The organism is Rossellomorea sp. GAMAL-10_SWC, assembly GCF_049568075.1.
Lineage (GTDB): Bacteria > Bacillota > Bacilli > Bacillales > Bacillaceae_G > Gottfriedia.
The window spans coordinates 2286585-2310883 of sequence record NZ_CP144911.1 but is presented as its reverse complement, the minus strand read 5'-3'; the positions used below and the strand labels follow the sequence as shown (position 1 = coordinate 2310883).

Genomic DNA, 24299 nt, shown 5'->3' with positions numbered 1-24299 from the left:
TCAATGATTTTATCGGATTATTTTTTGTGTTGTTCGTTCATTATGATACATAATAGGAAATAAGCGAACTTAGGAATCTATTGATTAAAGGAGTGTAGATAATGTTTGATCCGACCGCTTTTGATAATATGAAGGTTGTCTTAGAAGGGCTCTTATATGACAAAGATTTAGATGGAGAATATGAAATCACTGATCGAAATGACTTTGTTAATCTTTCCAAAATGGATCGATTATTCTCAATTCGATTTAATAAATTAAATAAGTCGACTAAGACAACAAGTTGCATATTTTCAATGAGCACATCAGCTAGTGATTTATATAATGAATTAATTAATGGAAATACTGAAGTAGGATGTTATATTGAAATTGAATTTTCCTTTCCTAAACCATTAGAAATTGAAATCATTCAAAGAAGTCTGCTTTTATTTCAAAATAAAACAAATGAGCAATTCACTCCATTTTATAACATTAAACACTCTATTTTAGATAAAAATATCATTGAATCGTCAGTAAACATAAAATTTCAAAATAAAATGACCGAAGATGACTTCGATCTAATAGAAGAATTGGTACATATTACAGAAATAATGTTACAATGGTACGATGAGCAAATATTAAAGGAGATTTAAATGGAACATTTTCAATTAGCAGAACAAACAATCTTAAAAATAAAAGCAAATAATATTACGAAATGGACAGCAGTTCAAGAGGAAGCAATCCCAGCGATTTTAGATGGGAACGATGTCATAGCGCAATCTCCGACAGGTACTGGTAAGACTCTTGCATATGTTTTACCTTTAATTAATAAGGTCGATGCAATGGAAGAAAATCCTCAAATTATGATCATGGCTCCAACTCGTGAACTTGTAATGCAAATTTTTCAGGTTGTTCAAGACTATACACAAAATACAAATATAAAAGTGGCTTCAATTGTTGGTGGAGCTGATATAAAACGTCAGATTGAAAAATTAAAACAAAAGCCTAAAATTATCGTTGGTTCACCGGGGCGAATTTCACAATTAATCAAACAGAAAAAATTAAAAATGCATTGTGTTAAGGCAATTGTTTTTGATGAAGTAGATGAATTATTAAAAACAGATGATCAAAAAGATTTACCGCAAATTGTCAAAGCAACGATGAAAGATCGCCAACTAGTATTTTTATCTGCAACAATTACACCTGGGGCAATGCAATTTGCCAAGGAAACAAGTTCAAATCTAAAAGAAATTTCGATTGAACAAAGCTTGGAAGGAAATATAATTCATGGTTTTATTCCTTGTGAAGAAAGAGAGAAGCTAGAATTACTTAGAAGAATTGCATCTGTTCAAAATATGAAAGCAATCGTATTTAGTAATGATCCATTTAAACTTGAAGGATACGCTTCTAAATTAAATTTTAGAGGAATTAAAACAGCGGTACTGCATTCAAAACTAGGGAAAATGGAAAGAAGTCGAGTTTTAAAAGATCTTCAAATCGGTAAAACGACTTTACTATTTTCAACTGATGTAGCAGCACGAGGAATCGATTTACAAGAGTTACCTTATGTCATAACACTTGATGTACCAGAAAAAGTTGAACAATATACTCATCGAAGTGGCCGTGTAGGAAGAATGGGTAAACAAGGTACTGTCATAAACTTAGTAACACCTCGAGAGAAAAAGAACTTATTTAGCTTAAGAGGAACGCAAAAATTGTTTTTTGAACATTTAACGGTTTCACACGGTGAAATACAAAAAGTCGAAATGAAAGAAAGACAACCGAATGAAAATCAAATAAAAGAAAAAAGAACGAAACCAGTTTCAAATCAAAATAAAAAACCTGTTTCAAGTAAAAATAAACCAATGAAAAAAATTAAAAAATAATAAAAACTTCAGCCAAATGGCTGAAGTTTTTTATTTAATTAAACTTGATCCATAGCCAGTACTAATCCCATAGCTGAAACTTTCAAATCTAACTTTATAATCTGGAAAACTGGGTGACTCTCATCTATATTCTTATTTTGTAGATCTTGCTTTACTTCATTATATAATGCTGCTGACAAAATCCTGCTTTTCTCATAAAAAGGTTTTTCTTTATTTTCTTCAATCGTGGAAGCAGTTAGTTTCATAAAACGATCTAAATATAGCTTTAAAGACTCATATACGAAATTTGTATCTCTAGTTAATCCATAATGACCGTAGCAAATAGCATCAGGATGATACTCTTGAATTTTTCCAGATGAACTTAGTGTTGCTTCGTATGAAAATTGATTAGGCGATGTCGATGGTAAAATAAACGTACCTATTTCCTTTTGAAGCTGTGGATAATAAATGCCTAATGTATCTCCTGTATACATAAATTTACTAGAAGAATCGAAAATTGAAATATGATGATTAGCATGACCTGGCGTATGTAAAAATGTTAGTTTACGATTTTTACCAATAATAAGCTCCTCACCATCGGCTACCTGATAAATTTTAGTAGAGTCAATTGGAAGAATTGGATTAAATAATCGATCAAAATCATCACCATAAACTTGTTTTGCACTCGCAATTAATTTTGTAGGATCCTCTATATGCCTAGCTCCCTTTGGATGGACAAATAGAGTTGCATTAGGACATTTTTCCATTAATAAGCCAGCGCCACCTGAATGATCTAAATGAATATGTGTTACGATAACATTTTTAATTCTGTCTAATGAAATTTGTAACTCTTTTAAACCTTGTAATAAATACTCGTGGGAAGGGCTAGCACTTGTTTCAATGATTGTAATATCTTCATCTAAAATAATATAACTACCCGTTCGTTCCTGAAACGATAAATCATATAAATCAATTAAATATGTATTAAAGCCTAAATCTTGCATACTCTTACCTCCATTCTTTAGTTAAAAGGTGAAGAAATTAGTTTAATTAAACTATAATTTAAATACTAATAGGTTTGAAGGTTTTTTTCAAAAAATAGTAATTAGAATAGACTTTTTGATGGAAAATAATTACTATTAACATTATAAGGAAGTAGGAGGAATGTGAAATGAGTATTTATGATTTTGAAGTAAAAGATAGCAAGGGCGAAGATGTATCTCTTTCAAAATATAAAGATAAAGTGATAATCGTTGTAAATACTGCAAGTGCATGTGGATATACTCCTCAATATAAAGATTTACAAGCATTATATGAAGAATATAAAGAAGAAGGATTAGTAATTCTTGGTTTTCCATGTAATCAATTTATGAATCAGGAACCAGGTTCAAATGAAGAAATTCAAAGTTTTTGTGAATTGAATTTTGGTGTAACCTTCCCTGTTTTCGGAAAAATTGATGTAAATGGTGATAAAGCAGATCCACTATTTAAATATTTAAGCTCAGAAGCTCCTGGCATTATGGGGTTAAAATCAATAAAATGGAATTTTACTAAATTTATTATTGATAAAAATGGTAAAGTCATTGAACGATTTGCTCCTCAAACAAATCCTCAAGAGATGAAATCGACCATTGAGAAATTATTGAAAGCTTAAGAACCTTCATTAATGTTGAATGGTTTAAAGACCATTTAAAACGCTTGTTTTTATCACACAATTGCAAGATTTGCTGCACGAAAAGACAAGCGTTTTGATTGGTCTATACTTCTACTTTTTCGAACATCGTCATAGGACATTAAGGACGAGTTTTGTACATTTAATCAGGACAAACCAGATGAAAGATGCAAGATTGAAAATCACCTGCTCGTTTTGCAATTTTTTTATTGGAGCCATTAAATTCGAGTGGTAATGGGATTCCATTTTCCATTAATTCGTTTCCATAAAAAGTGTGATTCGTAGTGTTTAGTAAATATTTCTTATTTGGATTTAAACCTGTCAGTTTTAAAGTCTGGAACTTCCTTGGATTTGGGCTTGCTAATATTTTGTACCAACCTATAATGGCTTCATTTTTGTTTTTACTTATTACCATCCAAGCTACTTCGTTTTCCTTAAAAGGATCAAGTAACCGATAAAAATCTCCTTTCATCATTAATGATCGGTGCTGTTTGAAAAATTGTATTTGCGATTTAATTTCTGATTTTTCTTTTTCAGTAAGTATTAAAGGATTTAATTCATAACCAAATGTTCCAAAGAAAGCGACATTGGCTCTAATTGATAATGGGGTATTACGAAATGTTTGATGATTAGGTGATGCTGATACATGTGATCCGATGCTAGAAATTGGGTATGGTAGTGAGGTACCGTATTGAATTTTTAATCGTTCAATTGGATCTGTATTATCACTAGCCCATGCTTGGGGTGCATAAAACAATAAACCAGGATCAAATCGACCACCACCACCAGCACATGATTCAAATAACACATTTGGAAATTCACTTACTAGTCGTTCATATAATTCATACACACCTAAAATATATCGATGAAAAAATTCATCTTGCTGATCATTAGCTAACTTCTTTGAATAAGCCTCAGTTATATTTCGATTCATATCCCATTTTATATAGTCTAAATTTGTATTTTTTATAACATCTGCCATTTTTTTATAAATGTGATCGACAACATCCTTTCTCGAGAAATCTAATACTAATTGATGTCTTCCTAAAGAAACTAGCCGATTAGGTGTATGAATAATCCAATCAGGATGATTTTTAAATAAATTACTATTTTGACTTACCATTTCAGGCTCAAACCAAAGACCAAATTTTAAACCTAACTCTTTAATTTTATAGGCAAAACGATCTATTCCTTTAGGGAATTTTTCAGTATTTGAATACCAATCGCCTAGTGAGCTAGTAGCATTATTTCTTTTACCAAACCATCCATCATCTAATACAAATAGTTCAATCCCAAGATTTTTTGCTTCTCTTGCGATTTGAAGTAAGGATTCTTCATTAAAGTTGAAATAAGTGGCTTCCCAATTGTTTATTAAGATAGGGCGTTCATTATTTTTCCAATCACCACGAATTAGGTTGTTTCGATATAAATCGTGATAAGTTTGACTCATTCCGTTCATACCTTGATCAGAATACACCATCACTATTTCAGGGGATTGAAAGTGTTCATTTTCTGATAATTTCCAAGTAAAACGAAACGGATGTATTCCCATTGTAATTCGAGTCATATCGTAATGATCAACTTCAGCTTGAGCAATAAAATTTGAGCTATAAACTAAATTAAAACCAAAAACTTCACCATGATTTTCTGTAGTCTCTTTTCTTCTAAAGGCAAGAAATGGGTTATGTTGATGTGAACTTGAACCTCGTAAACTCGAGATTCCTTGTGTACCCATTACTAACTGACGTTCCTTTATATGTCTCTCTCTAGACCATGCACCACTTAGCTGAATCATCATGAAATCATGGTCAGGAAAATCAATAGATGTACTCATAAAACGTTCTAAATAAAAAGGTTCCGAACTGTGGTTACAAATATAAGCACTTCTAGTAATAACAGATAAATCTTTAAAAATTGTATAGCATAAGACTAATTCAGCATTAAGTGTTGAGTCCTCTAGAACAATCTGAATTGTTTCTGCGTCTTCTTCATATTCAGTATAAGTGGCAGGTAATCCTTGTAAAATGGGTTTCCCTTTTGTAATTGTATAATCTTTATAGATAAAGTTAGTAATATGGCTACCGTTTAACTGACGAATACTTAATGCCGGTTCACGATAGTCAGAAGTACCATAGACAGGATATTCCTGTCTGATCGTTTCAAGACTAATTGATCGATCAGCATAATAATAAGAAGTATATGTTGTAGTAGAATTGTCATTTTGGATATGAGTGAAATTTGAATGAATGTCAATCGCTTTTCCAAAATACAAAGACCCAAGATGACCATTTTTCATGACATAAAATACATAACTAATTTTTCCGTTTGTTAGATGAAACTTTTTTTGTTCGTCATCCACAAAAATCAGCATGATTGCACCTCTAGTACATGATTTAATTACATCTAAAAACTTTTTATACTATTAAAGAAATTAGCCTAATCAAATTTTTATGCACATTATAAAATTAATATTTTTTACTTATTGAAAATAATAGGGAAAATTCAAATGAAATTTTAGTCAAATTTTCATCTGATTTTCAGAAAAGAATTTTAATATTAATAGATGTGAGAAAGAGATAGAAAATAAAACTAAAAAGATAAAGTGAGGGAAATATTAATCAGTAATCAAAAAACAATATATAACAAAGTGGTGTAAGAAATATGAAACTATTTAAGAAACTAAGTCAGGAAAATAAACATTTAATGATTTCAACAATCTTAATGATCATTTATGTTTCTCCACTTTTCATATTAGGAGAAAATGCTCATATTAGAGTACATGATAATTTAGATTCAAATATTGCATGGTATAAAACACTTAGAAATTCAGGGCAATTATTTGGTAAATTAAATTCCACAATCCCACAGATCATAAATGGATTGCCAAGAAATGCTTATGGAACTGAATTTAGTGGTATACAGTGGCTAAATAATCTCTTTTCGCCAATGCTAGCTTATTCCATAGGGCAGACAATTACTAGATTTTTCGCGTTTTTTGGGATGTATATCTTGTTAAAAAAGCATTTTATAACATCAAAGGAAAATTACCTTATTAGAGTATGGGTCTCGCTTGCATTTGCACTAACGCCATTTTGGCCGTCTGGAATGCTAAGTACATTGGGGATGCCACTAGCACTTTGGGCGTTTCTAAATATAAGGATTGGGAAATATTCTTGGAAAGAATGGATTACCCTTATTTTATTACCTTTCTATTCTAGTTTTGTATTAGGATTCTTTTTCTTTTTAGTATTTATGGGATTGCTATGGTTAAGGGATGTATTTGTAAAGAAGAAAATCAATCTAGTGTTCTTTTTAAGTATTTTATTAATGACTTTAATGTATTTAGCAATAGAATATCGGTTAGTATTCTCACTAGTCATTCCATCTGAACCAACAAGTAGAAATGAGTTTTTAAGCTCTACATTGGGTTTTTGGCATACGATTCGATTAGTGTTTAAGAATTATTTTTTAGGCCATACCCATGTGCTGACACTTCACACTCTAGTCATTGTACCTTTATCTTTTATTGTATTCTGGACTTTAAGAAATAAAAAAAGAGGAATTATTGAAAAAAGGTTTCTATACTTATTCATTCTTAATTTTTTATTATCCGTTTGGTACGCCTTTTGGTTTTATAAAGGATGGAAGCCAGTAAAAGAACAATTTCAGCTTTTAAATACATTTAATTTTGCAAGATTTCATTTTTTAAGACCTTTAATAATCTATTTAATGTTTGCTGTTGGAGCCTATCTTCTTTGGTTAAAGGGAATAGGTTGGCAAAAGTTTGTGAAAATTTGTTTAGTAGTTCAAGTAATTGTGATGTTTTGTGCTAATGATGAAATTGTGTATCGTGTAGCAGGGAAACCATCATTTAAACAATTTTATGCTGTAAATCAATTTAATGAAATCTCAAAATATATTGGAAAACCTAAAAATAGTTATCGGGTTGCAAGTATAGGCATTCACCCTGCAATTGCTCAGTATAACGGTTTTTACACGCTCGATACGTATAATAATTTTTATTCGTTAAAGTATAAGCACCAATTTAGAAAAATAATAGCACCTGAACTTGAAAAAAGCCCCTTGCTTGAAAATTACTTCGATCATTGGGGGGGGAGATGCTATTTATTTGTAGCTGAATTAGGTAAAAATTATGAATTTAAAAAGGACTCAAACGTAAAAATCCATCATTTACAACTAAATATTAACGAATTTAAAAAGTTGGGTGGGGAATATATTTTTGCGGCTGTCCCAATAGAAAATGCTAATAGTAATGGACTTAGATTGATGAAGACGTTTAATGATGATCATTCAGCATGGCGCATCTATCTATACGAAGTAAAATAACCACTTTATAAGGACGTGATTATACATGATACCTTTACTAACAATTGTTGTACCTTGTTACAATGAACAGGAAGTTTTTGAAGAAACAGCCTATCAACTTACTTACTTAATTGAAGAATTAATTTATGATTCTCTTATTTCAGATGATAGCAAAATTCTATTTGTAGATGATGGAAGTAAGGATCGAACATGGGAACTAATAGAAAAAGAAAGTAACGATAATTTATTTGTGAAAGGATTAAAGCTTGCTAAAAATGTAGGGCATCAAAACGCACTTATTGCTGGGCTTGAAATTGCTAATAAACAATCCGATTGTGTAGTTTCAATCGATGCGGATTTACAAGATGATATAAATGTAATACGTAATTTTGTAGAAAAGTATATAGAAGGTTTTGATATTGTCTATGGTGTACGAGACAGTAGAGAAACAGATACATTTTTTAAGCGTACAACAGCGCTTGGATTTTATCGATTCATGGGGAAAATAGGGATTAATCTAGTTCCTAATCATGCTGATTTCCGATTAATGAGTAAAAGGGCATTAGATGAGTTATTCAAATATAAAGAAACTAATATATTCTTAAGGGGACTAGTACCTCTTGTAGGGTTTCCATCAACTAATGTTTATTACGATCGAAAAGAACGGTTTGCAGGTGAATCAAAATACCCATTAAAAAAGATGCTATCTTTTGCGTTCGATGGGATCACATCATTTAGTATAGCTCCGATTAGATTTGTATCACTGCTTGGGTTTTTATCCATCATATTTAGTTTGATAGCAGGTGGTTATGCAATAGTTCAACATTTATTAGGAAATACGGTTAGTGGATGGCCGTCATTAATGGTTTCAATTTGGTTTGTAGGTGGAGTTCAATTAATGGGAATCGGAATGATCGGTGAGTATATTGGAAAGATTTATCACGAAGTAAAAAATCGACCTAGATACGCTATTGAAACAGATTTATATACAATGAGCGATTCTGAACTAGTAAATAAGGGGCAAAGATGAATAAGACATTTATCCGTTTTATTGCAGTAGGAATTGCAAATACAATTGTAGGATTATCATTCATTTATTTATTACTTCATTTATTTGGTTTGTCTTATTGGGTTTCAACATTTATTGGAAATTCTATAGGAGCTTGTGTAAGTTATATTTTAAATCGAAATTTTACATTTAAAAGTCAAGGCTCTGTAAAAAAAAGTATTCCATTGTTTATCATAGTCATTTTAACCTGTTATTTTATAGCATTTAATCTCGGAGCTAAAATAATTGATTACATTTTAAATTTACAGAATTTTATCTCTCTAAATTATAAAAATGACTTTGCTGTTTTAATTAGTTCTGGGTTATATACGATTTTAAATTACTTTGGTCAAAAATTGCTTGTTTTTAAAAATAAAAATATGACCAAAAAACCACTTAAAAACGAAAGAATGTGACCATAATGAATATTTTAGTACTTGGCGGAGCTGGTTATATAGGATCACATGCAGTATACATGCTGATTGAAAATGGCGTAAATGTAATAATTGTTGATAATTTGCAGACAGGAAACAAAGGAGCGATTCATTCAAAAGCCATTTTTTATAATGGGGATATTCGAGATAAGAAATTTTTAAGATCAGTATTCGAAAATGAAAAGATTGATGGTGTGTTACATTTTGCAGCAAATAGTCTAGTTGGTGAATCAATGGAAAAACCGTTGGAGTATTTTAGCAATAATGTATTTGGCACACAAGTTCTATTAGAAGTGATGAATGAATTTAATGTTAAAAATATCGTATTTTCATCTTCGGCTGCTGTATATGGTGAACCTAAAATAGTACCTATCTCAGAAGACTGCATTCCAAATCCAACGAACACCTATGGTGAAACAAAATTAATGATGGAAAAGATGATGAAATGGAGTAGTTTAGCATATGGTATAAATTATGTTTCACTAAGATACTTTAATGTTGCTGGAGCAAAGCGCTCAGCCGAAATTGGAGAAGACCACTCACCTGAGACTCATTTAATTCCATTGATTTTGCAGGTTGCTTTAAATCAAAGGAAAGAGATTTCTATTTTTGGAGATGATTATAATACTCCAGACGGGACGTGTATTAGAGACTATATCCATGTTGAAGATTTAGTGAATGCTCATTTACTAGCACTTAATTACCTTTTTAATGGTGGGCAAAGTGATATTTTTAACCTTGGAAATAATAAGGGATATTCAGTATTACAAATTGTTGAAGCGGTTCGTCGGATAACTAAGCACCCAATACCATATAAAATCAGGTCTAGAAGAGAAGGTGACCCAAGTATTCTAATTGCTTCTTCAGAGAAAGCTAAAAAAGTATTAGGATGGACAGTAAAGAATGAAGACATCAATTTGATCATTAAAGATGCTTGGAATTGGCATAAGACCAATCCAAATGGATTTAAGAAAAAATATACTACTCAATATAATTAGATTCTAATTTAAAATAAAATCATATTTTTGTAGAATTTATCTACACACTAAAAACCTTCACTCTAAGTGAAGGTTTTTTCGTAAATTTAAATCCCACTTAGCCTATTAATGTTTTTCGGAGATAGAAAAATGATATAATATCACTAGTCGATTTATGGAGGTACGAGTATGAATCAGCAGGAAATCATATTACAATTAGAAAATTATGTTCGAAATCTTCATCAAGGTGATAGTTCTGGGCATGACTGGCATCATATTGACCGTGTTAGAAACTTAGCTGTACATATTGCTAAAAAAGAAAATGCAAATCAATTCATCGTAGAATGTGCTGCATTAGTTCACGATGTAATAGATGATAAATTACATGATGATCTTGAAGCTCAAAAAATACAATTAGAATCAATTCTAAATGAATTATTAAATAGTAATGAAGTCGTAAAAGCAATCTTGTACATCATTGAAAATATCTCCTATAAAGGAGGCAATGGGGTTGTTCCAACCTCTTTAGAAGGTAAAATTGTACAAGATGCTGATCGTTTGGATGCAATTGGCGCAATTGGTGTTGCTAGAACGTTTGCGTACGGAGGTAAAAAAGGTCGTAGTATGTTTAACCCAGAGTTTGAAATAAGAGATAACATGACGATCGAAGAATATAGAAGTGACAAAAGTTCTTCGCTACATCACTTCTATGAAAAAATATTAAAACTAAAAGACTTAATGAATACAAAAACAGCATTAGAAATGGCAGAAGAAAGACATTTATTTGTAGAAAAATTCATCGATGAATTTATGAAAGAGTGGAATTTTAAAATATGAAGATTTTAAGTGTTGAGAATTTAATTAAAACTTATGGGGAAAAAACTTTATTCGATAAAATTTCATTTACCGTAAGCGAAGGACAGAAAATTGGATTATTAGGTATTAATGGAACTGGTAAATCGAGTTTATTAAAAATTATTGCAGGTGTCGAGTCAGCTGATGATGGAAAAATTACGACTCCAAAGGATTATGTAATAAGTTATTTGCCTCAACATGAAGACTTTGATAAAAAACAAACGATTCTTGAAGCAGTATTTGAGAGTGATGACAAAGTAATGGTTTTAGTAAAATCATATGAAAAAACTTTACAAGCACTTGGAGAAGATCCATCTAATCAAGGATTACAAAATGAATTACTAAAATTACAAGCTGATATGGATTCATTAAATGGTTGGGATTTAGAAGCAAATGCAAAGACGATTTTATCGAAATTAGGTTTATCAAATTTAAATTTAGATGTTTCATTTCTTTCAGGTGGTCAGAAGAAAAGAGTAGCCTTAGCAAAAGCATTAATACATCCATGTGATTTATTAATTCTAGATGAGCCTACGAACCATTTGGACTATGAATGTATTGTTTTTTTACAAGAATACATAAAAAGACTACAAAACGCAGTATTATTTGTAACTCATGATCGATATTTTTTAGATGAAGTTACTACAGCACTATTAGAGCTTTCAAATAGTAATATCTATCGTTATGAAGGAAACTATCAGTATTATATTGAGCAAAGAGCTGCTCGAGAAGAGCAAGAGGCATCTACTAATGAAAAAAGAAACAATTTATTTAGAAGAGAATTAGCTTGGATGCGTAGAGGGGCAAAAGCTCGAACAACTAAGCAAAAAGCTCGAATTCAACGATTTGATGACCTTTCGGGTAAACTCAACAATCAAGAAAAAGTGGAATTAGAGATGAACTTTCAACAAACTCGTTTAGGTAAAAAAGTTGTTGAGTTTATAAATGTTAATAAGTCTTTTGACGAGAAAAAGATATTAGATAATTTCAACTTACTTTTACTTCAAACTGATCGAATTGGAATAATTGGTGAAAACGGTGCGGGTAAGACAACTGTATTGAAAATGCTTGTTGGAGAAGAAAAAGTTGATTCTGGTGAAATTGAAATTGGGCAAACAGTAAAAGTAGCATACTATACTCAAATACAAGAAAATGTGAATCCAACTATGAGAATGATTGATTATATTAAGGAAGAAGCAGAAGTCATTCATACACCAGATGGAAAAACAATTTCAGCTTCACAAATGCTGGAAACATTCTTATTTCCTACTCAATCGCACGGAGTACAATTGGGAAAACTTTCAGGTGGCGAAAAAAGAAGACTATATTTATTAAGACTTTTAATGACTGCCCCGAATTTATTATTACTTGATGAGCCAACAAACGATTTAGATATTGATACATTAACGGTTTTAGAAGACTATATTGAGAATTTTAGTGGAGTAGTAGTTACCGTATCACATGATCGCTATTTCTTAGATAAAGTTACAAATAAATTATTAATTTTCGAAGGTGAAGGGAAAATTTCATCTACATTAGAAAGCTATACGGATTATTTAGAACGACAATCGAACGAAAAACGTGAAGTTGAAGCTGTAAAAGAAACAATTGAAAAACCAGTTTATCAAAAAGAGCAAAAGAAAAAGCGATTAACTTATCAAGAACAAAAAGAATGGGATAGTATTGAGTCTGATATCGAAAAACTAGAAAATGAGATTGAGCAATTAAATGAAAAATTACAAGGTGTGGGCTCTAATTTTGATGAAGCTTATAAACTTTCGAAAGATATTGAGGAAAAAGAAGCTCAACTAGAACAGAAAATGGAGCGCTGGTCAGTTTTAAGTGATTTAGTAGAAAGTTTAAAGTAAAGTATTAATTTTGAGTTTTGGATTATGATGTCATATTACTACTCAAGTTTTTTTATCTCATAATGAGTTTTTAAATATAAAAGTTTATTTAAAATACCATTTTCCTTTTTTTACGAACTTACAATAATTTTGTATTGTAGAAAATAATAAAGGAGATGGTAATAATGATAAACAATGTTGTATTAGTAGGAAGATTAACGAAAGAGCCAATTTTACAAACTACACCAAATGGAAGGAAAACAACTTTTATTAATATTGCTACGAATGTTTATTCAGATTATCTGAAAAAAACGAGAACGAATTATGTTTCAGTAAAATTATGGGGTCCCATTGCTGAATATGCTACTAAAAAAGCAAAAAAAGGGATGGAGGTTTCTATTGAAGGAGTTATAAAAACTTCAAGTTATGTAAAAGAATCAGAAAAACCTATATATGTGACGGAAATAATAGTTGAGAAATTTCACCTTTTTACTCGTCAATCTGAAGAGTTAACTCACAACGCAATCGAATCTAGAACAAATGACTTTGAAGAATTCGTTAAGGCGTTACAATAGTGAGTTTTTCCTCTTTTTGATAGAATGGACTAAATAACAAGAAGAGGAGAATAAGATGAAAATTAAGTCAATCGAACCAACACCAAGTCCTAATACAATGAAAGTGTTATTAGATGAGGAATTGCCATCAGGAAGTAGAAATCATTATTCTATTGATAATATTGACAAGGCACCATTAATAATTCAAGAAATATTAGGAATAGAAGGAATCAAAAGTGTCTATCATGTAGCTGATTTTATTGCTATTGATCGTAAGTCAAATGCAAATTGGCAAACCATTTTGCTTCAAGTCAGAAATGTATTTGGTGAAGAAGTAAATGATGAAGCTACTAATGATACGATAATTGATAATCATTTTGGAGAGGTACAAGTATTTGTTCAAATGTATCATAATATACCTATGCAGTTGAAATTAATTGTAAATGGTGAAGAACAAAGAGCAGCTTTACCTCCATTCTATAAAGAAGCAATTATGAAACTAACAACATCTGCATCAAATGTAGTATTTGAAAGACAGTGGATTGATTATGGAATTCGTTATGGTGAATTAGCAACAATTGAGAAAGAAATTATTGATGAATTAACGGCTACTCACACTGAAAACGACATAAAGAATATCGTCAACGAAGTGATGACGAATGATGAATCTATTACTGAGAAAAAAGAAGTTCCTAAATTTGAACCATTTACTGCAGATATTTTTGAAGAAACAGATTGGAAAAAAAGATATGCGAGATTTGTAAAAATCGATCCTACCCTTGAAGACCTACCTTTACTAGAAATCGCATTAAAAGATGAACATGTTTCAATAAGAAGATTAGCTACAGCTTATTTAGGTATGTTAAAATCAGAATTAGTGTTACCTTATTTATATGAGGCTTTAAAGGATAAGGCAGTCGGTGTAAGACGAATTGCTGGAGATTGTCTATCAGACTTAGGATTTGAAGAAGCCATGCCAGCTATGATTGAAGCATTAAAAGATCCTAGTAAATTAGTTAGATGGCGTGCAGCAATGTTTCTTTTTGAACTAGGTGATGAAAGTGCAATTCCAGCATTAAAAGCTGCATTAGAAGACCCAGAATTCGAAGTGAAATTACAAGTTCAACTTGCTTTGCATCGAATTGAGAATGGTGAGGAAGCACTAGGTTCAGTTTGGAAACAAATGACTGAGCGTCATAAAATAGAAAATGACAAAGGAGAAACAAACTAATGAATGCATATGATGAGTACATGAAAGGGATCGTAAAGCCAATGAGAGAGGAATTAACTTCAAATGGTTTTACAGAATTAACTACTGGGGAAGAAGTCGAGTCATTTATGAATGAATTAAATGATACTGCTTTTTTTGTAATCAATTCAGTTTGTGGTTGTGCTGCTGGACTTGCTAGACCTTCTGCAGTTCAAGCTGTTATTGAATCAGAGAAAAAACCTGCAAAAGTTATGACAGTGTTTGCTGGACAAGATAAGGAAGCTACTGCTACATTAAGAGAATATTTAGCTGACTTCCCACCATCTTCACCATCAATGGCAGTATTTAAAGGTAAAGAGGTAGTTGGATTTATTCCTCGTGAACAAATCGAAGGCTCAACTCCTGAAGATATTAAAGCAAGAATTCAATCAATATTTGCACAAATGTAAAAAGAGGATTTTTCCTCTTTTCAGTGTATAGACTAAATCCAAATATTTGACTTTCAGACCGTTTGCTAGCGCTTGCCTTCAAGGCTCAAAGTTTACCCTTAAGCGGTAAAGAGCTCCGCTCAGGCAGGCCAAGTAACTAAGAAAGCGAGCGTTTGGCGGGCAGCTGAAAAGAGGATATTTCCTCTTTTTTTCTTAATTAAGGAGACATATGATAATTACAACTTGCTTAAGACCAGATGTTTATTTAGAAAAGGATGCAGAGAAAATTGCTTCAGACCTAAATGGACAGCTAATTCTCCGGAAAGAATTTAGCATTGAAGAAATCTATGTTAAATTTAAAAAACCTATACTTGTTTTAGGTAAAAATAGATTAGAATGGTATGAGGATGACCAAGCAATTCCATATTTTTTTCACCCAAACTCCTCAGTTTTTCGAATTAGACGATTGATGAAGGGTGAACATGATCCATTTTGTGATGCTTGTTTATTAACAAAAGGTGATTCTCTACTAGACTGTACACTTGGAATGGCTTCAGATAGTATTGTTGCAAGTTATGTTGTAGGTGACCAAGGTAAAGTTTTAGGCTTAGAGAAAAACCAAATTATTGCTTACCTAACGAAGAAAGGTTTAAAAACAAATAAACAGAACATTTTAGATTGGTCGAATATCATTAATAAAATTGAAGTAAAAAATATAGATTATAAAACTTATTTGAAGACACTTCCAGATCAATCTTTTGATATTGTTTATTTTGATCCGATGTTTGAAAAAAATATCGAATCCTCTTCGGGTATTGCAGCATTGAAAAATTTAGCATCTTATGATGATCTTACATATGAAGTGATCAACGAAGCTAAGCGCGTTGCCAAAAAAAGAATAGTTTTGAAGGATCATTTTAGAAGTGAAAGATTTAAAAAATATGGATTTAATCAATTAATTCGTAAATCTTCAGAATTTCATTTTGGCTATATTGAAATTAAAGAAGATAATTAAGAATTCCATTACATAATTAGGAGGTCAATATGAAGCAATACTTAGATTTATGTAAACACGTATTAGATAATGGCATGACAAAGACAGACCGTACTGGAACAGGAACAATTAGTACATTCGGTTATCAAATGCGATTTAATCTTCAAGATGGCTTTCCTTTAGTAACAACAAAGAAAGTTCATTTAAAATCAATCATTCATGAATTACTATGGTTTTTAAAAGGCGACACTAATATTCAATACTTAAAAGAAAATGGTGTTCGTATTTGGAATGAGTGGGCAGATGAAAATGGTAATTTGGGCCCTGTATATGGTGAACAATGGAGATCATGGAAAGCTGCTGACGGCTCTACAATTGATCAAATTTCTGAAGTAATTAATCAAATAAAAACAAATCCAGATTCTCGAAGAATGATTGTTTCTGCGTGGAATGTTGGAGAACTTGATAAGATGGCATTAGCACCATGTCATTGTTTTTTCCAGTTCTATGTGAATGATGGAAAACTTTCTTGTCAGCTTTATCAGCGTTAATTCTGAGCGCCTTTACAGAGTAATCTGTACCGAAAACCTTGCTAAACGGGGAAACTCTTAAATAAAGACAATCCCGTGCTAAATTTATACTTTGTGGGTGGTTTTATGAAATATGTCTGAGGTTTTTAAAATTATTAATTCCCCATATTTCATAATTACAAAGAATAATAAATGCCTAACGACTATCCAATTATGGAGTAGGGTGCAAGTGATTGGCACCCGAAATGCAAGGGACCTTTATGAGGTCGTGATATAGTCTCATCTGCATGGTGACATGTAGCAGTTCTTTTTTAGAACGGGCCAAGCGTAACGAACTTGGTTGAAGATTTTGTCAGCTGACATTTTTTTAGGAGTTCCATTTAATATCGCATCTTATGCCTTATTAACAATGATGATTGCTCAAGTATGTGATTTAGAACTAGGTGATTTTGTACATACATTTGGAGATGCTCATATTTATACAAATCATCTTGATCAAATTAACTTACAACTAACAAGAGAGCCTCATAAATTACCAAAAATGAAGATAAACCCTGAAATCAAAGACATTTTTGAATTTAAATATGAGGATTTTACATTAGAAGATTATGAGTGCCATCCTGCGATCAAAGGGGTAGTTAGTGTATGATTGCTGCATTGGTTGCGATGTCAGAAAACAATGTAATCGGCTTTAATAATAAGATGCCTTGGCATCTTCCACAGGAGCTTGCTTATTTTAAGAAAGTAACTACTGGGTATACAATTATTATGGGAAGAAAAACCTTTGATTCGATTGGTAGACCACTTCCAAACCGAGAAAATATCGTTGTGACAAGAAAAAAGGATTTTCAAGCTGAAGGCGTTACAGTTATTAATGACGTTATAAGTTATGTTGAAGAAAATAAAAATAAAGATTTATTTATTATTGGTGGGGCTGAAATTTTTAATTTAACATTCCCTTATTTAGATACACTTTATATTACTGAAATTGAACATAACTTTGAAGGCGACACTTTTTTCCCGAATTTTTCAAAGGAAGAATGGAATGTTAAATCTGTTTCTGATGTACAAGTCGATGAAAAATCAAAAATTAAATTTAGATATTTTGTTTATGAAAAAAAGTGTTGACATCTTGAATTAAAGATATTATTATGAGGTTAAGGGATTTGATTATCCCTTGATTTTTAAAAATAAATCTCGAATTAAAGATAAACGAAACTGAGAGGAAGATGTTTAAGATGAAAAAATTACTTTATATTACTGCAAACCCAAATGCAATTGAAAATTCATTTGGTCTATCTGTAGGGGAAGCATTTATTACTGAATACAAAAAAGCAAATCCTGAAAATGAAGTTGTTCATTTTGATTTATTTAAAGAAAATGTTCCTATGTTAGATGGAAATGTATTTGATGCATGGGGCAAATTAGGAAACGGTACTGCTTTTGAAGAATTAAGTGCTGATCAACAAGCTACTTTAGCTGCTATGAATCGTAACTTAGAAATTTTCACACAAGCTGATGAGTATGTATTTGTTACACCATTCTGGAACTTTAGTTTCCCATCAGTTGTAAAAAACTTTATTGATAATATCTCAATTGCTGGTAAAACATTTAAATATACTGAAAATGGTCCAGTTGGTTTACTTGAGAATAAAAAAGCATTACACATCCAAGCAAGCGGTGGCGTATATTCAGAAGGTCCTGCAGCTGGAATAAACTTCTCTAGCCCATACTTAACAAGTATCTTAAACTTTGTAGGTGTTACTGATGTAACTACATTATTCGTAGAAGGTATGGCTGCAATGCCAGATAAAGCACAAGAAATTAAAGCTAATGCAATTGAAAAAGCTAAAGTTCTTGCTACAGAATTCGGTGGAGCAAAAGTTTCGAACTAAAGATTCACAATATTAAGGAATCGGCCAATAAAAGCCGATTCTTTTTTTTGATTCTCGTTTTATTAAATAATCAGGATGGATAATACTTTTCAAGTGGTTGGGCATTTTGTATAATAATTAACATACTCAACTATCGGAGGATTAATATGTTTCGCACAATATTTGCTGCAACACGCATTGTAGTTGGTGTAATTGAAGCAAAGCTAAAATTATCATCAGTAAAAAAAATACCAAAAGATTTACCTGTACATGAGCAAGACCGTCTAATGCACCAATTTCCTGATTATTTCGGGAAAATGATGATTGGCTGTACTGGTAGTAAAGTAAAGGTTGAAGGGATTGAAAATATTCCAAAAGACGAGGGAGTCCTATTTGTAAGTAATCATCAAAGTAATTTTGATATTCCACTATTATTAGGATATTTAAATAAGCCTATTGGATTCATTGCAAAAGTTGAATTAAAAAAACTGCCGATTGTACCAGACTGGATGGAACAAATGCATAGTGTATTTATGGACAGAAGTGATCGTAGACAATCACTTAAAGCTATAAAAGAAGGCGTTGATAAACTTAAAAATGGCCATTCATTAGTTATTTTTCCAGAAGGTACTCGAAGTAAGGGCAGTCAAATGGGTGAATTTAAATCAGGGAGCCTACATTTAGCAACAAAATCAGGGGTTCCAGTTATTCCTGTAAGAATTGAAGGGACTTATAATATTTTAGAAGCTAATGGTAATCGTATTAAACCAGCAAATGTTACACTTAAAGTATTTCCACCAATTTATCCTGAACAAATAGGAATGACAGATGCCAAAGAATTAACGAACTATATTAAAGAGATGATTGAATAATAAAACTAAAAGCGCTCATTTAAAATGAAGCGCTTTTTTTAAACTACAAATTTAAATATACAAAAATACATAGATGCACTACCTAATAATACAAATAAATGCCAAATTGCATGACTATATGGCCAACGTTTGACTAGAAAGAAAATTGTGCCAATCGAATAAAATAGCCCCCCTAATAATAAGTAGAAAAATCCTATTCCAGATAGTCCTACATAAATAGGCTTAATTGCAAACATCATTAACCAACCCATAATTAAATAAACAATGGTTGAAAATAATTCAAACCTATTAACATATATAAATTTAAAGATTACACCTGAAACTGCCAAGCCCCAAATAATTGTAAATAAGGACCAGCCAATCCTCCCCCTTAAAGTTACGAGTAAAAATGGAGTATAAGTTCCTGCGATTAATAAATAAATTGCTGAGTGATCTAAAATTGTAAATAGCCTAATTAGCTTTGGGTCTCTAACGCTATGAAGCAATGTTGAGCAAATATAAAGTAGCAACATAGATAAACCAAAGACTGTAAAGGAAATTAAATGCCAGGGTGTCCCTTTATGCATAGCCTTACTAATTAAATAATATAGTGCTGGGATGCTCAGTATTGCACCAATCCCATGAGTAATAGCATTTGCTAATTCTTCTTTCATTGCTCTACTCATAAAAATGCCTCCTATTTTAATTGAATCATTTTTAACTATGAGAGTATTATGAACAAATCTAGAGATTTAATGTTTTCAATATTTTATAGCTGTATGTATATTTTGATCGATCATTTTAAAGAGTTGCTAAAAAACAAAATGAATCATAAAACAGACAGATATGGTAATCTGAATGTAAACAATATGATCCAATCGGAGGTATATATGTTACTCTTAAAAAATGGCGAAATCTTTACCCCAAAGTCAATAGGTAAAAACGATATTTTAATATCGAATGAAAAAATTGAGTATGTTCATGAAGAAATAGTCATTACCTCATCTTCGGTTCCTTTACAAATATTTGATGCATCTGCCTACTATATTGTGCCTGGCTTCATTGATGCTCATGTGCATCTTATTGGTGGCGGAGGTGAAGGTGGCTTTAAAACAAGAACACCAGAATTATTGCTGTCTGATTGTATTAAAGGAGGAATCACCACCGTAGTAGGAGTAATTGGTACAGATGGAACAACAAGAACAATGGCCAGTCTACTTGCAAAATGTAGAGCATTAGAAGAAGAGGGAATTACTTCATTTGTCTATACAGGCTCGTACCAAACACCTGTCAAAACGTTATTTTCTAAGATTGAGGAAGACATCATCCTAATTGATAAGATTATCGGTGTTGGTGAAATAGCAATTTCGGACCATCGGTCATCTCAACCGACAAAGGAAGAATTTGCAAGAATAGCTGCACAAGCTCGAAATGGGGGCTTGCTTTCAGGAAAGTCCGGCGTTGTGAATGTACATATTGGAGATAGTAAAAAAATGTTATCAATGATCGAGGAGATTGTTGAAGAAACCGAATTACCAATTACTCAATTTTACCCAACACATATTAACCGCAATAGCTATTTATTTGAAGCAGGAATTAACTTTGCTAAAAAAGGAGGGTTTGTTGACTTTACAACAAGCTCGATCCCACACTTTTTGAATAATGGTGAAGTCAAATGTAGCGTAGGATTGAAAAGAATGCTCAATTCAGGTGTAAGCATTGAACAAATCACATTTACATCTGATGGACAGGGTAGTCTACCAGATTTTGATGAAAACGGAATACTCCGAGGTATGAAGGTTGGAAGAGTAAGCAGTTTATATAACGAAGTAAAAGACGCAATAATAAATGAAGGCATTAAGATTGAAGATGCAATTAGCGTAATCACTAAAAACCCAGCCAATATATTAAAATTACAAAAAGGACAAATCAAAAATGGATACGATGCAGATTTAGTCTTCCTAAATAAATCCACGCTAGAAATCGAAGCAGTTATTTCTAAAGGAAAAATTATGATGCAAGATAAAGAAGTATTAGTAAAAGGAACATTTGAATGAATATAGCTTAATTGGTAGAAAAGCAGGAATTACTAAGTATTCCTGCTTTTCTGATTGGAAAGAGAGCATCCTTTAGTGGAAATCAACAACACCCTACTCCTGTTACGAAGAATTGAAAATTAAATAATAAGAATGCTTTTTTTGCAATGTGAAAGCAGGAGGTATATGTACTTCCTGCTTTATAAATTTTACATCCAAATACCCTCAATTTCCTAATCCCTCTTCTTTTCAACGAATAAAACAATAATCGAAAATTCATACTAGAAATAATTGTATTCGAATGAGGTGAATGATTTGTATATAAAAAAGACTGCATTAATCTTAATTTCGATAATAGCAGTCGTCATTTCGGCTTGCAGTAATAATCAAGAGTCTAGTAATACTTTCAAAATTGGGATTGTCTCAAATTCAAACGGTAAAAATAATAGTTATGTAAACTCAATTGCTAAAAAAGGTATCACTAAATTTGCAAAAGAGGAAAATTTAGAAAAAGATAAGAATTATAAATACATTACAACAAGTAGTACTAAAGGTTTTGAAAAAAAAATTACTAAACTGGCTGATGAAAATTATGATTTGATTATTGGAATAGGTAATAATTTATCTTCTGTATTGAATAAAGTTGCAGAAAACAATAAAAGTACTAAATTTGGTGTGATTGATTCAAGAGTTGACCAACCAAATGTAATTAGTATTAATTTTACTGAACAAGACGGAAGTTTTTTAGCAGGTGTAATAGCAGCAATGAAAACAAAAACAAAAAAAATTGGATTTATCGGTGGAGACGACAATGAAATTATTAACAGATATAAGTATGGATTTATTTCTGGAGTAAAATCAGTAAATAAAGAAATTGAAGTTCTAACAGCCTATTCAAATACCTTTAATGACTCTAAAATAGGTTCAAGAATAGCAAATGACTTTTTTATGAAAGACGTTGATATAATTTTTCCTGTAGCAGGTTTAACAAGTAAAGGCGTATTTACTACTGCAAAAAAGATTAGGAGATCAAATCAAAGGGAAGTATGGGTAATAGGGGCTGACCGTAATGAGTATAAACACGGTTTACCTGAAAACGTAACTCTTATTTCACTTGTGAAAAAAATTGATCAGGCAGTATATGATTTAGCTAAACAAGCAAAATCCAATGAATTTCATGGTGGTAAAACTTTAATTTATGGTTTAAATGAAGATGGTATAAAATTAATACTAGCGGATAATAATGTTGAGGACCCAATTTTAGTAAAGGTTAATGAATACAAAGATAAAATTCAAAGTGGTGCTTTAGTAGTACCTAGTAATAAAGAAGAGTATTTACAGTTTAAAGAAAAATCAATTTAATTTAATAACAATTAATAGAGTTGATAATATTATTATGTAAACTAAAACTAAATAAGTTATTAAAATTTATTAAAATTCCTTGAAATTATTTGACGAATGAACAAATTTTTGACAATATTACTATATAAGGAAAGTTTGGTACTTACTTATTAATAGTGGATGGAAGTTGGGGGAAAATAATGGCTAACATAGGCTTTCCAGGTTTAATTTTAATTTTAATTTTAGCATTAATTATATTTGGACCAAAAAAATTACCTGAAATCGGAAGAGCATTTGGTGATACACTTAGAGAATTTAAGCGTTCTACACAAGGATTAACAAATGATCTTTTAGAAGACAAAGACGAAAAGAACAACAAATAAATCAGTAAAAGACTCGGTAAAAGTACCGGGTTTTTTTTTTGAATTCAAAAGCCTCAACTTGTCTCTCTTATAACTGAAAACCCCCCTCATGTCAATATGATTTTCAAACAATTATTGAAATTTTAATGGAACTTTAATATTTACTGTTAACTTATAGTAAAAATGATATAATGAATTTGCTTTGCAAATTTTGTAGAATTTTAGAGAAGAAAGATGTGAATTGATTGTCAAACATTAAGATTGTAACTGACTCAACGGCCGACTTATTAAAAGAAGAAATTGAAAATTTAAATATAACAGTCATTCCTTTAACAATTCAAATAAATGGTGGAACATATTTAGATGGGGTTAATATATCTCCAAAGCAATTTATTGATGAAATGCAACAATCAGTTGAATTGCCAAAGACATCACAACCAGCTGTAGGAACATTTGTAGAAACATTTGAAAAATTGACAGCCGATGGAAGTAAAGTCATTTCAATTCACTTATCTAGCGGTTTAAGTGGTACTTATTCAACCGCATGTGCAGCTGCAGGGATGGTTGAAGGTGATGTAACTGTAATCGATTCAGCTTTTATTACAAGAGCAATGGCTTTTCAAGTCATTGAGGCAGCACAAATGGCTGAAGAGGGATCCACAGTTGAAGACATAGTTAACCGACTTACGGAAATTAAAAATAGTACGTATTTATATATCATGGTAGATACGCTTGACAACTTAGTTAAAGGTGGAAGAATTGGAAAGGGTAAAGCCTTCATTGGGTCTTTACTAAATATTAAACCGATTGCATCACTTGAAGGTGGAGTTTATTCTCCAGTTGGTAAAGTGCGTAGCCATCAGCAAGTAGTAAAAACATTAACTAAATATTTTGAACAAGATACACTTGGAAAAACGATAAAAGGTGTAGGAATTGCACACGCAGATGCTACTGAGCTTGCAGAGAATCTTAGAAAATCAATACAACAGTTAACGAACCTTGAATTAGATGAAACTGATTATACAACACCAGTAATTAGTACACATACAGGAAAAGGTGCAATTGGGTTCGTTTTTTATGCTGAATAGATTTACAATTCAACATTTCATTTTTTAACAT

At 31.4% G+C, this 24299-nt stretch carries 24 protein-coding genes and 1 pseudogene; 22 read left to right on the top strand and 3 right to left on the bottom strand.

The window, feature by feature from the left end; genetic code table 11:
• Positions 1-101 precede the first annotated feature (101 nt).
• Positions 102-629: a hypothetical protein gene (locus V5E38_RS11340; protein WP_499213371.1), complete on the top strand. Its 528-nt coding sequence runs from the start codon at positions 102-104 to the stop codon at positions 627-629.
• Positions 630-1862, top strand: a complete 1233-nt coding sequence (locus V5E38_RS11335) for a DEAD/DEAH box helicase (RefSeq protein ID WP_499213370.1) — start codon at positions 630-632, stop codon at positions 1860-1862.
• Positions 1863-1900: 38 nt separating this feature from the next.
• Here the strand turns inward: V5E38_RS11335 and V5E38_RS11330 are convergent, their stop codons facing one another.
• A complete protein-coding gene (locus V5E38_RS11330) occupies positions 1901-2845 on the bottom strand; it encodes an MBL fold metallo-hydrolase (protein WP_499213369.1) in 945 nt (314 codons plus the stop codon).
• 167 nt (positions 2846-3012) lie between these two features.
• Between V5E38_RS11330 and V5E38_RS11325 the strand changes: the two genes are divergently transcribed.
• Positions 3013-3495, top strand: a complete 483-nt coding sequence (locus V5E38_RS11325; RefSeq protein WP_335481508.1) for a glutathione peroxidase — start codon at positions 3013-3015, stop codon at positions 3493-3495.
• A 160-nt stretch (positions 3496-3655) separates the two neighbouring features.
• On the opposite strand, the gene V5E38_RS11320 is transcribed toward V5E38_RS11325, so the two are convergent.
• Positions 3656-5884, bottom strand: a complete 2229-nt coding sequence (locus tag V5E38_RS11320) for an alpha-galactosidase (RefSeq protein WP_499213368.1) — start codon at positions 5882-5884, stop codon at positions 3656-3658.
• A gap of 290 nt (positions 5885-6174) precedes the next feature.
• Here V5E38_RS11320 and V5E38_RS11315 point away from each other — a divergent pair, with 290 nt between their 5' ends.
• The 15 genes and pseudogenes from V5E38_RS11315 (at position 6175) to V5E38_RS11245 (ending at position 19462) form a co-directional block, all read left to right on the top strand.
• Complete coding sequence (locus tag V5E38_RS11315) at positions 6175-7860, top strand: DUF6044 family protein (protein ID WP_499213367.1); 1686 nt, start codon at positions 6175-6177, stop codon at positions 7858-7860.
• Between the two features lie 25 nt (positions 7861-7885).
• Positions 7886-8869: a glycosyltransferase family 2 protein gene (locus tag V5E38_RS11310; protein WP_499213366.1), complete on the top strand. Its 984-nt coding sequence runs from the start codon at positions 7886-7888 to the stop codon at positions 8867-8869.
• A complete protein-coding gene (locus V5E38_RS11305) occupies positions 8866-9303 on the top strand; it encodes a GtrA family protein (RefSeq protein ID WP_499213365.1) in 438 nt (145 codons plus the stop codon). Before V5E38_RS11310 ends, V5E38_RS11305 begins: the two co-directional genes overlap by 4 nt.
• Before the next feature lie 5 nt (positions 9304-9308).
• Positions 9309-10319, top strand: a complete 1011-nt coding sequence (gene galE / locus V5E38_RS11300; protein ID WP_499213364.1) for an NAD-dependent epimerase/dehydratase family protein — start codon at positions 9309-9311, stop codon at positions 10317-10319.
• Between the two features lie 168 nt (positions 10320-10487).
• On the top strand, positions 10488-11135 hold the full coding sequence (locus V5E38_RS11295) for an HD domain-containing protein (RefSeq protein ID WP_499213363.1): 648 nt from the start codon (positions 10488-10490) through the stop codon (positions 11133-11135).
• On the top strand, positions 11132-13021 hold the full coding sequence (locus V5E38_RS11290; protein ID WP_499213362.1) for an ABC-F family ATP-binding cassette domain-containing protein: 1890 nt from the start codon (positions 11132-11134) through the stop codon (positions 13019-13021). The genes V5E38_RS11295 and V5E38_RS11290 overlap by 4 nt, the downstream gene beginning before the upstream one ends.
• 164 nt (positions 13022-13185) lie before the next feature.
• Positions 13186-13575 (top strand): single-stranded DNA-binding protein, encoded by a 390-nt coding sequence (locus tag V5E38_RS11285; protein ID WP_499213361.1) that lies wholly within the window; start codon positions 13186-13188, stop codon positions 13573-13575.
• A gap of 55 nt (positions 13576-13630) precedes the next feature.
• Positions 13631-14785, top strand: a complete 1155-nt coding sequence (locus tag V5E38_RS11280; protein ID WP_499213360.1) for a conserved virulence factor C family protein — start codon at positions 13631-13633, stop codon at positions 14783-14785.
• Entirely contained in the window at positions 14785-15213 is a 429-nt protein-coding gene (locus V5E38_RS11275) for a BrxA/BrxB family bacilliredoxin (protein WP_097979342.1), read from the top strand. The genes V5E38_RS11280 and V5E38_RS11275 overlap by 1 nt, the downstream gene beginning before the upstream one ends.
• 208 nt (positions 15214-15421) lie before the next feature.
• Positions 15422-16207: a class I SAM-dependent methyltransferase gene (locus V5E38_RS11270; RefSeq protein ID WP_499213359.1), complete on the top strand. Its 786-nt coding sequence runs from the start codon at positions 15422-15424 to the stop codon at positions 16205-16207.
• A 29-nt stretch (positions 16208-16236) separates the two neighbouring features.
• Positions 16237-16734 (top strand): annotated as a pseudogene (thyA, locus tag V5E38_RS11265) (thymidylate synthase); the annotation flags it as partial.
• 331 nt (positions 16735-17065) lie between these two features.
• Positions 17066-17365 (top strand): thymidylate synthase, encoded by a 300-nt coding sequence (thyA, locus tag V5E38_RS11260; RefSeq protein ID WP_387326690.1) that lies wholly within the window; start codon positions 17066-17068, stop codon positions 17363-17365.
• Positions 17362-17844 carry a dihydrofolate reductase gene (locus V5E38_RS11255; RefSeq protein WP_499213358.1) on the top strand — a complete coding sequence of 161 codons (483 nt, stop codon included), beginning with the start codon at positions 17362-17364 and terminating at the stop codon, positions 17842-17844. Before thyA (V5E38_RS11260) ends, V5E38_RS11255 begins: the two co-directional genes overlap by 4 nt.
• Positions 17845-17954: 110 nt before the next feature.
• On the top strand, positions 17955-18611 hold the full coding sequence (locus V5E38_RS11250; RefSeq protein WP_499213357.1) for an FMN-dependent NADH-azoreductase: 657 nt from the start codon (positions 17955-17957) through the stop codon (positions 18609-18611).
• 146 nt (positions 18612-18757) lie between these two features.
• Complete coding sequence (locus tag V5E38_RS11245) at positions 18758-19462, top strand: lysophospholipid acyltransferase family protein (protein WP_499213356.1); 705 nt, start codon at positions 18758-18760, stop codon at positions 19460-19462.
• Between the two features lie 38 nt (positions 19463-19500).
• On the opposite strand, the gene trhA is transcribed toward V5E38_RS11245, so the two are convergent.
• Complete coding sequence (trhA, locus tag V5E38_RS11240) at positions 19501-20127, bottom strand: PAQR family membrane homeostasis protein TrhA (RefSeq protein ID WP_335480938.1); 627 nt, start codon at positions 20125-20127, stop codon at positions 19501-19503.
• A gap of 204 nt (positions 20128-20331) precedes the next feature.
• On the opposite strand from trhA, the gene iadA reads away from it, so the two are divergent.
• The 4 genes from iadA to V5E38_RS11220 all read left to right on the top strand — a co-directional run bounded on the left by iadA (position 20332) and on the right by V5E38_RS11220 (position 24268).
• On the top strand, positions 20332-21498 hold the full coding sequence (gene iadA, locus V5E38_RS11235) for a beta-aspartyl-peptidase (protein ID WP_097979336.1): 1167 nt from the start codon (positions 20332-20334) through the stop codon (positions 21496-21498).
• Between the two features lie 294 nt (positions 21499-21792).
• Positions 21793-22839: a BMP family lipoprotein gene (locus tag V5E38_RS11230; RefSeq protein ID WP_499213355.1), complete on the top strand. Its 1047-nt coding sequence runs from the start codon at positions 21793-21795 to the stop codon at positions 22837-22839.
• A gap of 176 nt (positions 22840-23015) precedes the next feature.
• Positions 23016-23201 carry a twin-arginine translocase TatA/TatE family subunit gene (locus tag V5E38_RS11225; protein ID WP_088072957.1) on the top strand — a complete coding sequence of 62 codons (186 nt, stop codon included), beginning with the start codon at positions 23016-23018 and terminating at the stop codon, positions 23199-23201.
• A 224-nt stretch (positions 23202-23425) separates the two neighbouring features.
• Positions 23426-24268 carry a DegV family protein gene (locus tag V5E38_RS11220; protein ID WP_499213354.1) on the top strand — a complete coding sequence of 281 codons (843 nt, stop codon included), beginning with the start codon at positions 23426-23428 and terminating at the stop codon, positions 24266-24268.
• Positions 24269-24299 lie beyond the last annotated feature (31 nt).